Source organism: Flavobacterium sp. (assembly GCF_046155325.1).
Lineage (GTDB): Bacteria > Bacteroidota > Bacteroidia > Flavobacteriales > Flavobacteriaceae > Flavobacterium.
The window spans coordinates 1-13,346 of sequence record NZ_JBJXDQ010000048.1; the positions used below are offsets into that span (position 1 = coordinate 1).

General features: G+C 31.7%; 14 protein-coding genes. 3 read left to right on the forward strand and 11 right to left on the reverse strand.

Features of this window, described 5'->3' with window-relative positions; genetic code table 11:
• The 3 genes from accD to ACKVOD_RS03015 all read right to left on the reverse strand — a co-directional run.
• A partial coding sequence (gene accD, locus ACKVOD_RS03005) for an acetyl-CoA carboxylase, carboxyltransferase subunit beta (protein WP_409207999.1) occupies window positions 1-824 on the reverse strand: 824 nt, incomplete at its 3' end.
• A gap of 81 nt (window positions 825-905) precedes the next feature.
• A complete protein-coding gene (gene fbaA, locus ACKVOD_RS03010) occupies window positions 906-1,973 on the reverse strand; it encodes a class II fructose-bisphosphate aldolase (protein WP_409208000.1) in 1,068 nt (355 codons plus the stop codon).
• 52 nt (window positions 1,974-2,025) lie between these two features.
• Window positions 2,026-4,578 carry a BamA/TamA family outer membrane protein gene (locus tag ACKVOD_RS03015; protein ID WP_409208001.1) on the reverse strand — a complete coding sequence of 851 codons (2,553 nt, stop codon included), beginning with the start codon at window positions 4,576-4,578 and terminating at the stop codon, window positions 2,026-2,028.
• A gap of 37 nt (window positions 4,579-4,615) precedes the next feature.
• On the opposite strand from ACKVOD_RS03015, the gene ACKVOD_RS03020 reads away from it, so the two are divergent.
• Window positions 4,616-5,344 carry an RNA methyltransferase gene (locus tag ACKVOD_RS03020; protein ID WP_409208002.1) on the forward strand — a complete coding sequence of 243 codons (729 nt, stop codon included), beginning with the start codon at window positions 4,616-4,618 and terminating at the stop codon, window positions 5,342-5,344.
• 31 nt (window positions 5,345-5,375) lie between these two features.
• Here ACKVOD_RS03020 and ACKVOD_RS03025 read toward each other — a convergent pair whose 3' ends face one another.
• From ACKVOD_RS03025 to ACKVOD_RS03040, 4 genes are all read right to left on the reverse strand, one after another.
• Window positions 5,376-6,026 (reverse strand): porin family protein, encoded by a 651-nt coding sequence (locus ACKVOD_RS03025; RefSeq protein WP_409208003.1) that lies wholly within the window; start codon window positions 6,024-6,026, stop codon window positions 5,376-5,378.
• Window positions 6,027-6,105: 79 nt separating this feature from the next.
• Entirely contained in the window at window positions 6,106-6,837 is a 732-nt protein-coding gene (gene ubiE, locus ACKVOD_RS03030; protein WP_409208004.1) for a bifunctional demethylmenaquinone methyltransferase/2-methoxy-6-polyprenyl-1,4-benzoquinol methylase UbiE, read from the reverse strand.
• 47 nt (window positions 6,838-6,884) lie between these two features.
• Entirely contained in the window at window positions 6,885-7,370 is a 486-nt protein-coding gene (locus tag ACKVOD_RS03035) for a dihydrofolate reductase (protein WP_409208005.1), read from the reverse strand.
• 1 nt (window position 7,371) lies between these two features.
• Entirely contained in the window at window positions 7,372-7,713 is a 342-nt protein-coding gene (locus ACKVOD_RS03040) for a 2TM domain-containing protein (protein ID WP_409208006.1), read from the reverse strand.
• A gap of 234 nt (window positions 7,714-7,947) precedes the next feature.
• Between ACKVOD_RS03040 and ACKVOD_RS03045 the strand changes: the two genes are divergently transcribed.
• Window positions 7,948-8,244, forward strand: coding sequence for an isoamylase early set domain-containing protein (locus ACKVOD_RS03045; RefSeq protein WP_409208007.1), 297 nt, complete (start codon window positions 7,948-7,950; stop codon window positions 8,242-8,244).
• Between the two features lie 68 nt (window positions 8,245-8,312).
• Here the strand turns inward: ACKVOD_RS03045 and ACKVOD_RS03050 are convergent, their stop codons facing one another.
• The 4 genes from ACKVOD_RS03050 to ACKVOD_RS03065 form a co-directional block, all read right to left on the reverse strand.
• Complete coding sequence (locus ACKVOD_RS03050; RefSeq protein ID WP_409208008.1) at window positions 8,313-9,137, reverse strand: thymidylate synthase; 825 nt, start codon at window positions 9,135-9,137, stop codon at window positions 8,313-8,315.
• Window positions 9,138-9,267: 130 nt separating this feature from the next.
• On the reverse strand, window positions 9,268-9,891 hold the full coding sequence (locus ACKVOD_RS03055; protein WP_409208009.1) for a bifunctional nuclease domain-containing protein: 624 nt from the start codon (window positions 9,889-9,891) through the stop codon (window positions 9,268-9,270).
• Between the two features lie 159 nt (window positions 9,892-10,050).
• The gene (locus tag ACKVOD_RS03060) at window positions 10,051-11,025 is read right to left on the reverse strand and encodes an electron transfer flavoprotein subunit alpha/FixB family protein (protein ID WP_409208010.1); all 975 of its coding nucleotides are present in this window, start codon (window positions 11,023-11,025) and stop codon (window positions 10,051-10,053) included.
• 180 nt (window positions 11,026-11,205) lie between these two features.
• Window positions 11,206-11,952 (reverse strand): electron transfer flavoprotein subunit beta/FixA family protein, encoded by a 747-nt coding sequence (locus tag ACKVOD_RS03065; RefSeq protein WP_409208011.1) that lies wholly within the window; start codon window positions 11,950-11,952, stop codon window positions 11,206-11,208.
• Window positions 11,953-12,247: 295 nt separating this feature from the next.
• Between ACKVOD_RS03065 and ACKVOD_RS03070 the strand changes: the two genes are divergently transcribed.
• Entirely contained in the window at window positions 12,248-13,228 is a 981-nt protein-coding gene (locus tag ACKVOD_RS03070) for a pyruvate dehydrogenase complex E1 component subunit beta (protein WP_409208012.1), read from the forward strand.
• Window positions 13,229-13,346 lie beyond the last annotated feature (118 nt).

The window sequence follows — 13,346 nt, forward strand, 5'->3', positions numbered from 1 at the left end:
AGATACAAATTGATCTTATCTTTCAGTTCTTTTCTAGGAGTTATGAAATCTAAAAAACCATGTTCGAGCAGAAATTCTGAAGTTTGAAAACCTTCAGGCAAGTCTTTACCAGTGGTATCTTTCACAACTCTAGGTCCTGCAAAACCGATTAATGCTCCTGGCTCCGAAATGTTTACATCGCCTAGCATTGCATAAGAAGCTGTTGTTCCACCAGTGGTTGGATCTGTGCTTAAAGATATATACGGGATTTTAGCTTCTGCTAATTGGGCAAGTTTAACTGATGTTTTGGCTAATTGCATCAACGAATAGGCTGCTTCCATCATTCTAGCACCACCAGATTTTGAAATCATTACAAATGGAATGTTGTTTTTTATAGAATGATCTATACCACGAGCAATTTTCTCACCTACCACAGCTCCCATAGAACCACCAATAAAGGCAAAGTCCATACAGCAAACCACTAAATCTTTTCCTTTTGATTTTCCAACTCCTGTGCGAACTGCATCTTTCAATTTGGTTTTGGCCATTACATCTTTCAGACGATCTGAATACTTTTTGGTGTCTACAAAATGCAAAGGATCTTTTGAGGTCATTTTGGCATCTAATTCGATAAATTCATTATTATCAAACAAGATTTCAAAATACTCGGCACTGCCAATTCTAACATGAAAACCGTCTTCTGGGCTTACATATAAGTTGCGTGCTAATTCCTCTGAATCAATAATTTTACCAGTTGGAGATTTGTACCAAAGTCCTTTTGGGACATCCATTTTATCTTCGGTAGCCGTAGTAATTCCTTTTTCTGTTCTTTTAAACCAAGCCATGTTTATTTCAGATTGCAGATTTCAGATTTCAGATTTCAGATTGCACTAGGGAATCTAAAATCTAAAATCTAAAATCTAAAATTATAGAGTATTTACATTATTCAAGTCAGCAAATGCTTGTTCTAATCTAGCATTAAAAGTAACTTCACCTTCACGCAACCATTTTCTTGGATCGTAATATTTTTTGTTTGGTGAATCAGCTCCCGTTGGGTTACCAATTTGAGTTTTTAAATAATCAATATTATTGATCATAAAATCACGAATACCTTCTGTAAAAGCAAATTGTAAATCGGTATCAATATTCATTTTTATAACTCCGTAGCTAATTCCTTCTCTAATTTCTTCTAATGTAGAACCAGAACCTCCGTGAAAAACAAAATCAACTGGATTATGACCAGTATTAAATTTTTGTTGTACAAAATCTTGAGAGTTTTTCAATATTTTTGGAGTTAATTTTACATTTCCAGGTTTGTAAACTCCATGAACATTTCCAAAAGCTGCAGCAATAGTAAAACGAGGGCTTACTTTAGATAATTCCTCATAAGCATAGGCTACTTCCTCAGGTTGAGTATATAATTTTGAACTATCAACATCAGAGTTATCAACACCATCTTCTTCTCCACCTGTGATTCCAAGTTCGATTTCTAATGTCATTCCCATTTTGCTCATTCTAGCCAAATATTCTTTACAAATTTCTATATTTTCTTCGATAGGCTCTTCCGATAAATCGATCATATGGGAGCTAAACAAAGGTTTTCCCGTAGCAGCAAAATGTTTTTCAGAGGCATCTAACAAACCATCAATCCATGGCAATAGTTTTTTTGCACAGTGGTCAGTATGTAAAATAACAGTAGCGCCATAAGCTTCTGCTAAAGTATGAATATGTAATGCGCCTGCTATTCCTCCTGCAATTGCTGCTTTTTCTCCTGCATTAGATAATCCTTTTCCAGCATTGAATTGTGCTCCTCCGTTTGAAAATTGAATGATAACTGGAGCGTTTAATTTTGCGGCCGTTTCTAAAACCCCATTAATTGTATCCGATCCAATAACATTTACTGCTGGTAGTGCAAAACCTTTTTCTTTTGCATAGGCAAAAATTTCTTGTACTTGATCTCCTGTTGCAACTCCTGCTTTAATATTATGTGCCATAATAAATTGTTTAAATTAAATTAAAGGGGACAAAATTAAGAATTTAAAATCATTAGAAGGGATAATTTATTCCAAAATTTAATACAGATTGATTAAAATTTAATTCCTTAAACCACCTATTTCCTATTTCCTTGGCAGGATTATAGGTTTTGAAACCAAAATCAAATCGCACCACAAAAAAACTTAAATCATATCGTAAACCCATTCCAGTTCCCAATGCAATTTCTCTTAAGTCACTAAAATTTGTAAAAGTTGAATTTTCGTCTTTTACATTGTCCAGCACATTCCAAATATTACCTGCATCAGCAAATAAAGCCCCTTTTAGTGGGCCAAAAACTTTAAATCTAAATTCTCCACTAAAGGCTATTTTCATATTGGCTTCATTGAAATCATTTACAGATCCGCTGCTACCTGGACCAAGTCCATATGGTTGCCAGGCTCTATTGTCATTTGATCCTCCTGAAAAGTAACTTCTAGAAAATGGAATATTGTTCGAATTTCCAAAGGGTAGTGCAACTCCAAAAAATGTTCTGATTGCAAAAATCTTTTCTTTAGACAAATCCCAATACTTTATATAATCAAATTCAGTTTTTAAATATTCTGAATATTCTATATTAAAAATTTTATAATAACCATTTTCATTTTTGTTTAGATTAGAGGCATTAGATAGTAATGATAATAAAGTACCCGCAGATTCAACTTTTGCCTTAAATTGATAGAAATTATTGTCTTGTAAATTGCTTTTTGTTGTTTTTGAATAAGAGTAATTAGTAGCTAGAATAAAGTCATTTTCTGTTAGTCTATTTTTCCTTTCGTTATTACTCTTAACGGTTTTATAATCGTCATCATTAGAATTTAAACTAGTTATTCCTGATAAAACATCATTGGTAAAACCTGAAGTGCCATTTTCAATGGTTAAATTCTCATCACCATCAATGTAATTAGGATTTATATTATAGATCTTTCCTATTTTGTTTAAGGCATCATAAGACGATGTATAAACATTAAAATAATTCTCAGGATTAAGATTGCGAACAAATTGAATATTAATGAAGTCAAGATTTGCAGTGTAACTTTTTTTAGGAGACCAATTATAAGACAAAGAGCTAGTAAAGTTTTCTTTATCTAAACCAATATTTTTTTGAACCGATAATCCCACAGCAACGAGAGTCGATGGAATCATGCTTTTAGGAATGATTTTTTCTGTTCGAAAAGGCATAAAAATTCTTGGAAAATTTAATTTTAAATCAATTCCATATTCTGAGATATTAAAAAAATTATTATTTGGAGTAGCCAAATCTTTGGAGGAGCCAATGTTTCCTCTTCCTGAAACTTCTAATGTTTCTGCCCCATTAAATACATTTCTGATGGTTAAGGATGCGGAACCTCCTATGCCGATGTCTTGAATATTTGAATGTGTTAAGTCAAACGAGCTTCCAAATAAATATTTTTTTTTAGGGGTAAGATAAATCTTTGCAATCAATGATTGGGCGGTAGTATCTCTTTTGTCAACCACATATTGAATTGCGGGATAATTAAATATTTTCAGATTATTTAAATATCGTGAAGTTAAGATTGTTTTATTGTCTGCAAAAAGACCTCCTTTTGAAATAAACACAGCATCTATAATTGCTTTTGGATTGTATTTCAATTTAGACCGACTGAAAAGATTAAAATTTTTAAAGGATGTACTGTCCGAAATTAAATTTGATGAATTGGGAGTGTAATCAGTAAAAATATTGACATCACTTATTTTATATATTTTGAAAGGTTCCGTTTTTGTTGAATCGTTTTCTTGATAAGAATAATCATTTATCTTTAAAGCAACATTGGTTTTATTCGAATTCGATATAGAGTCAATGTTAAAAGTGACATAATTAGGCTGAAAATAGTAAACTCCGTGGTTTCTATAATAGTCAGAAATTCTCTTTTTTTCTTCTGTAAATAACAAAGTTTGGTATTGTTTCCCTGATTTTAATAAAGAAAGTGACAAAGTAGACTTGAACATTGAATCTAGAACACGTGTTTGAATATTAGTTTTCAAACTGTCAATAAAATAAGGCTTTCCAGTGTTTATTGAGTATTTTATTTTTGCTTTTCTAGAATTAATAGTGTCTATTTTATGAGTAACATTGGTATTAAAATAGCCTTCATTAAAATAGTAATACTGTAGTCTTAATTTTGTTTTGTTAGTTTTTATTGTATCAATAACTACAGGCGGTTCTCCTGTTTTTTTTAAGAAATCATGAATTCCATGATACCAAAATGATTTACCAAGTCGATCTACTTGTTTTGAAGATAGCCATTTTGATTTTCGGCTATATTTTCCTATATTATTTGTAAATTTCGCTTGATAAGTTGAGTCTGGATTAGGTTCCGCAAGGTTAAACAAATTCAATCTCAGATTATAACCAAGGATTTTACTATTCGGTTTTTGATAAAGTTGATTCTGTAGATTTTCATTTTTAATTACTTTTCCATTAACCTCTATTTGGTTTTTAGTAAGGAGGTATTTATTTTCAGGAACTCTTTTCACAGTATTACATGCCATGATTATAGTTGCAATTAGAATAAATGCTGTTATTTTTGTGCTAATCTTTTTCAAGTGTTCGAAAATATTTAATTCAAAAGTACATTATTTTATGCTTAGTAAAAATCAATTAAAGCTTATAACGAGTTTACAGCAAAAAAAATATAGATTAAGCTATCAATTATTTTTTGCCGAAGGCGTAAAGGTAATTCAAGAATTATTAGATTCAAATTTTGAATTAGATCATTTGTATACCACACAAATGGATTCTCCAAGAGTTTTAACTCAAAAAAAATCACTTATTTCAGAAAATGAATTAAAAAAAATTAGTGTTTTGGCATCTCCAAATAGTTGTTTGGCGATTTTTAAAATACCAAATGAAATTGATATTAAACAATCGGGATTAATTCTCGCTCTCGATTCTATTCGAGATCCAGGGAATTTAGGAACTATTTTAAGAATATGTGATTGGTTCGGAATTGAACAGATAATTTGTTCAAAAGACGCTGTGGATCTTTATAACCCAAAGGTAGTTCAAGCCACAATGGGTTCTATATCTCGAGTGAATGTAAATTATATTGACCTAGAAGATTTTATTGTCAAAACTAAATTGCCAATATATGGGACATTTATGGATGGGGATAACATATATAAAACAAAACTACCTAAAGAAGGAATAATAATTATGGGTAATGAGGCAAACGGAATTTCTCCAGAGTTAGAAAAATTATGTAAAAATAAACTCATGATACCAAGATTTGGTTCTTTACAAAAAACCGAAAGTTTAAATGTGGCAACAGCAACAGCTATTGTTTTAAGTGAGTTTAAAAGATTTTCTTAAAAAAATTTGTGGACTAAGAGGATGAATCTCTTTAGTGAAATGTAAAATTGATAAAAATAGCTCTTGACTTTATAGATTCGATATTGCTTGTCCAAGGGCTAAAAGGGTCATTATCTTGTATAATTTCATCATTTAATCCAAAAACGCCTCTAATGGAGGGTGAAAAGATAAAATATTCTGAAAAAAGATCAATTCCTAGGCCTAATTCATAATTTTTAGTCCATGATTTTGCTCTAAATACTTGCTCTAAATTATCGTCTTTTGATTTTGCATTACCCGATAAATTAAGGGTTGCTGATACTCCACCTAATACGTAGGGACGAATATTTCCAGTTCTTTTAGAAGAAAATTTGAGTAATAATGGTAAATGGATATTAGTGCTATTTACTTCTCTGTTTTTTTGAGAATAAGTAGGCGTATATCCAAAATAGCTATCTGGATAAACAAAGTTTCTTTGGGTATAATAAAGACCAGGTTCAAAACGCAAATTAATATATTCTTGAAGTTTTAAATCGGCTACCAAACCTACATTAAAACCTGTAGTCTTTTTTACCTCAATATCCTCGCTAACGGTTTTATAATCAATTTTGAAATCATAGGAATTAAAACCTAGAAAAAAACCAAAATAAACTCTTTGCTTTTGAAAATTTTCTAGATTAATAATAGGATCTTTACTAAACATACTCTTTGTAAATTGAGCATGTCCTTTTATAAATAGGGTTAAAAAAAATATAACAATTATTTTTCTCATGGTAAGCTAATTATCTTTTAGATGCTGAATAAATAGTTGCTACACCAAATGTTTGTGTCATTGCAACAACATCTATAAACCCATTTTCCCTCAAAATATTGTTCAGTGCTTCTCCGAATGGAAAAGCCGCTGCCGATTCTGAAAGATAACCATAAGCCACATTGTCTTTAGAAAATAATTTTCCAATTAAAGGTAATATGTTTTTGGTATAAAAGGCATAACCCTGTTTATATGGAGTTTTAACTGGCACTGAGGTTTCTAGTATTACAAAAACACCGTTTGGTTTTAATACTCTTAAAATTTCTTTTAAACCTTTTTCTAAATTTTCAAAATTTCTAATACCAAAAGCTACTGTAATAGCGTCAAAATAATTGTCTTCAAAAGGCATGTTTTCTGAATCTGCCAAAACCATCTCAATTGTTTTAGAAAGGTTTTTATCTAAAATTTTTTGCTTTCCAACTTCGAGCATTCCTGCTGAAATGTCAAGTCCAATAATTTTATTTGCATTGGTTTTTGCCATCAAAATAGCTAAATCACCTGTTCCAGTTGCAATGTCTAGAATTTTGTCAGGGTTAGAATTGCTTATTATTTGCAGTACTTTTTTACGCCATTTTACATCTATTCCAAAAGAGATAACACGATTTAGCTGGTCGTAATTTCCAGAAATGTTGTCAAACATTTGGGTAATTTGTTCTTTCTTACTTTGAGAAGAGTTTTTATAAGGCGTTATGATTTTTGACATTTTTTATAATTTTCAGCAAAGGTAACCTAGATTTTTGAATCTAAATTTTATTTTTTTCTGATAAAAGTTTGAAAAGTATAATCATAAAGGTGTTTTTCGTCTTTAGGACAAAATATCTCAGAAGTTAATTTCCACACCGTTAAATCTATTTCAGGAAAAAAAACATCGGCTTCAAATGTATGATGTACAAGTGTAATCTCTAGTTTGTCAGCAATTGATATCGATTGCTTATAAATTTCTCCACCTCCGATAATATAAATATCTTCTTCTTTCGGGCAAGCCCAAATCGCTTTTTCGATGTTTTGAACCACAATACAGCCGTTGTAATGGTAGTCTTTTTGTCTCGTAATAATTATGTGTGTTCGGTTAGGTAATGGTTTCGGAAAACTTTCAAAAGTTTTCCTCCCCATAATTATATGATGCCCTGATGTAGTTTCTTTAAAATGTTTGAAGTCATTGGGCAAATGCCATAGTAAATCATTGTTTTTGCCTAAGGCATTATTTTCGGCAACAGCTGCTATAAGAATAATCATTTTATTTTTTATTTAAAGTAAAATCCTTTTCAACTTGTACTTGAAATTCTGTTATTTTTTGTTTTTGAAGGGCTATCAGGCGGTTAATTTGCTCTCTTTCCCAATTTTTGTCCATAAATCTATTGGTAATGTACACTTTTATAAAATGAAGTACAAATAAAAATGTCCAAAGGGTTATTAACCATACAGACCAATTTGAGGTATACCCAAATGCTTGAAAATGATTGGCAATAAACATAAATAAGCTTCCTAAAAGAAACAAAACAAAATGAAAATATAATATTTTCTTTTGGTTTAATCTTCTTCGAGCATATTCATATTGTTCTTGATGTTCTTTTTCCATTAAAATTTTTGTTTAAAGGTAAAATTTATTTTGAAATGCCACCATTTTTTAATATTTCATTCTTTATTAAGAAAACGTTTTCTGGTTTTGATATAATAAAAAATAGTAATTATTTTTATATACCCAATTAAAAATTGGGATAAAAATAGTCAAATTCTTAAAACTTTATTCTGAATATTGAATATTCGAAATAATGTATTTTCTTTGCCCCATAATTCTAAAAATGAAATAGTTATGTCAATAAAGAAACAATTTGTTAAAACAAAACCAGTTTGTAAAGTTACCTTTTCAGTAGAAGCTAAAGAAGCAAATATAGCGTCAGTTGTAGGCGATTTTAATAATTGGGATCAGAAAGTTGGAGATTTGTCAAAATTGAAAAACGGTACATTCAAAGGTGTTTTCGAATTACCAAAAGACGCCTCTTACGAATTTAAGTATGTAATTGATGGTGTTTTTGTAAATGATGCCGAATCTGATTCTTTCCAATGGAATGAATTTGCAGGAACAGAAAATGGTGTTATAACCGTGTAGTCATAAACTAAAAGATCCGCTGAAAAGCGGATTTTTTGTTTTTTATATCGGTCAGTTTAAACATTAAACTAAACCGCTACACTTCCTTTTATCGATTCATGGGGGTTATAGTCAACAAGTGTAAAATCTTCAAAAGTAAAATCGAAGATGTTATTTATTTTAGGGTTTAAAATCATTGTAGGTAAAAGTCTTGGTTCACGTGTTAGTTGCAATTCTAACTGCTCAAAATGGTTGTTGTAGATGTGCGCATCACCAAAGGTGTGGATAAATTCCCCAATTTCTAGATTGCAAACTTGTGCAATCATCATGGTTAATAAGGCATAAGAAGCAATATTAAAAGGAACGCCCAAAAAAACATCGGCACTTCGCTGGTATAATTGGCATGACAATTTATTGTCGGAAACATAGAATTGAAAAAACGCGTGACAAGGGGGTAAAGCTGCTTTATTGTTGGCTACATTTTCCGAGAAAGTTTTCGAAGTATCGGGTAGAACACTTGGATTCCATGCCGAAACTAGCATTCTACGGCTGTTTGAATTGGTTTTTAATTCCTTGATAAGTTCGGTGATTTGGTCTATTTCTTCGCTGTTCCAGTTGCGCCACTGATGACCATATACGGGGCCTAAGTTGCCGTTTTCGTCAGCCCAAGCATCCCAAATTTTCACTCCGTTTTCTTGAAGGTATTTAATATTAGTATCCCCTTTCAAGAACCAAAGTAATTCATATATGATTGACTTTAAGTGTAATTTTTTGGTTGTAACCATCGGAAATCCCTCAGCTAAATTAAAACGCATTTGGTAGCCAAATACACTTTTTGTACCAGTTCCAGTTCGGTCTCCTTTTTGATTTCCGTTATCTAAAACGTGTTTTACTAAATCATGGTATTGTTTCATGGTTTGTTTAAAAGTTTAAAGTTTAAAAGTTTAAAGTTTAAAAGTTAAGAACTTCAAACATCAACATTCGTTAATCAATAGTATAAAACATTTTTTGGTTTTCCGAAATCTGAAATCTGCCATCTGAAAACTATCTTTTCGAAATTTCGTCTCTTATTTTAGCTGCTTTTTCATAATCTTCTTGAATTACGGCTTGATCCAATAATTCAATTAACTCTTGTAAGGTGTGTTTTGAGTAAGTTTCACCAGATTTATTACTCTCAACGGGTTCACTAAAAGTTTGAGGATTCGAAAGAATATCGTCAATTTCTTGAGATTCCTTATCTGCTTCTATCGAATTGTTTTTTAAATAAATTCCAGCTTTGTCAAGAATGTTTTTATAAGTAAAAATAGGAGCATTAAAACGCAAAGCTAATGCGATAGCATCCGATGTTCTAGCATCAATTATTTCTTCTATTTTATCTCTTTCACAAATTATACTAGAATAAAACACACCATCTACTAATTTGTGGATAATGACTTGTTTAACCACAATATCAAAGCGTTCTGCGAAATTTTTAAACAAATCATGGGTTAATGGGCGAGGAGGTTTTATTTCTTTTTCTAAAGCAATAGCTATTGATTGAGCTTCAAAAGCACCAATTACAATGGGTAATTTTCTTTCACCGTCAACTTCATTCAATATTAGAGCATAGGCTCCGTTTTGTGTCTGACTATATGAAATACCTTTAATGGATAATTTGACTAAACTCATGATTCAAATTTTAAAAGCAATTTATGCTTTTATTATATATTTTAATATAATGCAATTTTAAACAAAAAACACGAAACAAAAAAGCTGACTCAAAGCAAAGATACGATTATCTTGTTTGAAGGCAGCTACTAATTAAGGTAAGACTGAAGAGAATTTATATTATTGAGCTTTAAAAGCTTTAAATTTTTCAATTAATTGTGGTACAATTTCAAAAGCATCCCCCACAATTCCGTAATCTGCAACTTTAAAGAATGGTGCTTCGGGGTCACTATTGATAACTACTTTTACTTTTGAGGAGTTTATTCCTGCAATATGTTGAATTGCACCTGAGATGCCTATAGCAATATATAAATTGGTAGCTACAGGCTTTCCTGTTTGTCCAACATGTTCTCCATGAGGTCTCCAGCCTAAGTCAGAAACTGGTTTTGAACAAGCAGTGGCTGCTCCAAGGACATTGGCAAGTTCTTCTATTATACCCCAATTTTCTGGTCCTTTTAAACCTCGACCTGCTGATACTACAATATCAGCATCCGCAATGGATACTTTTCCTGATCCTTTTTCAACAGACAGTACTTTTACATTGAAATCAGCGTCTTGTATATTTGGAATAAAATCTTCTTCCGTACAGACGCGATTAATCGCGTCTGTACTTTCAAAAATACCATAAGAATTTTTCGCAAGACCAAGAATTTTGATGTCGGTTTCAATTTCAGTAATGTTGAAAGCCTTGTTTGAAAAGGCAGTTCTTTTAACTTGAAAAGGAGTTGTGCTCAAGGGCAAACCCACTACATTTGAGGTAAAGCCAGCTTCTAGCGACACTGCAACCAATGGAGCAAGATAAATACTATCAGTAGTTGAGGATAGTAAAACTAGTTTTGCAGCTTCTTTTTGAGCAGCTTGCTTGATGACGTCAGCATAGGCTCTTGCAGAGAAACCAGACAACTTATTATTAGTTACTTTCAAAACTTTGTCGACACCATATTTTGACAATTCTGAAACATCTTCCGTATTTATGGTTACGGCTGTAACAGTTGTTCCTAAAGATTCGGCTACTTTTTTTGCATAGGAAGCTAATTCGAAAGCTACTTTTCTGAATTTTCCTTCAGCAGATTCTGCGTATATTAATATAGACATATGATTTTTGATTTTTGATTTTAGTTCCCAGTCCCGATGCTTCGGGACTGGAAACTAAAAACTTGATTTATATTGTGTTTCAAATAAACGATTTTAGATTTTTGAAGTAAGATGAATTTTAGATTTCCACACTGCTACTGAAACTTCGGGACTGCAATCTGAAATCTAAAATCCGCATTCTTAAATTACCTTGGCTTCGTTGTGTAATAAATTAATTAATTCGTCGAGATTGTCAGCCGAAATTAATTTAACTGCTGATTTTGGAGCTGGTTTTTCAAACTTAACAGCTTTAGTGTTTATAGATGCGCCAAAAGCTTCAACAATAGTAAGTGGTTTTGTTCTGGCAGTCATGATACCTCTCATATTTGGAATTCTCAAATCTTTTTCTTCAACCAAACCTTTTTGACCACCAATAATAATTGGTAAAGTGGTTGAAATAGTTTCTTTTCCTCCATCAATTTCACGAATTGCATTTACCGTTGTGCCTTCGATTGTAATATTAGTGCAAGAATTTAAAAAGTTATATTCTAATAATCCAGCAATCATTCCTGGGACCATCCCACCATTATAATCTAAAGATTCTTTTCCAGCAATAATCACATCATATGCGCCATTTTTGATAACTTCAGCAAGTTGTTTAGCTACAAAATAACCATCTGTTGGATTAGCGTTAACACGAATAGCTTCATTGGCACCAATTGCTAAAGCTTTTCTTAGCGTAGGTTCTGTTTCTGGACCGCCAACATTAACTACCGTAACTGTTGCACCTTGTTGTTCTTGAAACCAAATTGCTCGAGTTAAACCAAATTCATCATTAGGATTAATTACAAATTGTACTCCGTTAGTATCAAACTCTGAGTCATTGTTTGTAAAATTAATTTTTGAAGTAGTATCAGGTACATGACTGATGCAAACTAGTATTTTCATAGCAAGTGTTTTTCTAAATTGGTTTTACAAAATTATAATAAATTATTGAAATATACTATGCGTGCATAATATTTTTTAAACTTTCATTTTTAATTAACGTCTCTATTACTTTTTTAGAAAAAATGCTAACTAATTGTTTTAGCAAGAATGGTTAGTATTATTGAAAACGATGTAGTTTTTATTTGTAAGGGTTGTTTTTTAATAAATCGTTCTATTATTTTAAAGATTTTTATGCTTTTAAGTGGTTTAAAATTTTTATTTTTGCCATTCGAAAAATACACATATACGATATACTATGAGAACGATACAATTTAGAGAGGCAATTTGCGAAGCAATGAGTGAAGAAATGCGTCGCGATGAGTCTATTTACTTGATGGGTGAAGAAGTTGCTGAATATAATGGTGCCTATAAAGCATCGAAAGGAATGCTTGCTGAATTTGGAGAAAAAAGAGTTATTGACACTCCTATTGCTGAACTCGGTTTTACTGGAATTGCAGTAGGTTCTGCCATGAATGGATGCAGACCTATTGTTGAATATATGACTTTTAATTTTTGTTTAGTGGGTATTGATCAAATTATTAACAACGCAGCAAAAGTTCGTCAAATGACTGGTGGTCAATTTAATGTGCCAATTGTTTTTCGTGGACCTACTGCTTCTGCTGGACAATTAGGAGCAACCCATTCACAAGCTTTAGAAAATTGGTTTGCAAATACTCCTGGCCTTAAAGTAGTAGTGCCATCTAATGTATATGATGCAAAAGGACTTTTGAAGTCGGCTATTCGTGATAATGATCCAGTTATTTTTATGGAATCGGAACAAATGTATGGTGATAAAGGCGAAGTGCCAGATGGTGAATATACTATACCTATTGGGCTTGCAGATGTTAAGCGTGAAGGAACAGATGTTACAATAGTTTCTTTTGGCAAAATTATAAAAGAAGCTTTTATAGCTGCTGACGAATTAGCTAAAGAAGGTATTTCTTGCGAAATCATTGACTTGAGAACAGTTCGACCAATGGATAATGAAACTATTTTGACCTCTGTTAAAAAAACTAATAGATTGGTAATTCTTGAAGAAGCTTGGCCTTTTGCAAGTGTTTCTTCCGAGATTACCTATATGGTTCAAGATCGTGCATTCGATTTTCTTGATGCACCTATCCAAAGAATAACAACTGCCGACACGCCAGCTCCTTATTCTCCAGTTTTGCTAAAAGAATGGTTGCCAAATGCAGATGATGTTGTAAAAGCAGTAAAAAAAGTGCTAAACAAGAAATAATAATCAATTGTTAATTAACAATTATTCGTTTACGGTTAACAATTAATTAATTTATATTTGAAACTTCATCATGATTTACCTGATGAAGTTTTTTTTTCTTATGAAAAACAATACCTTC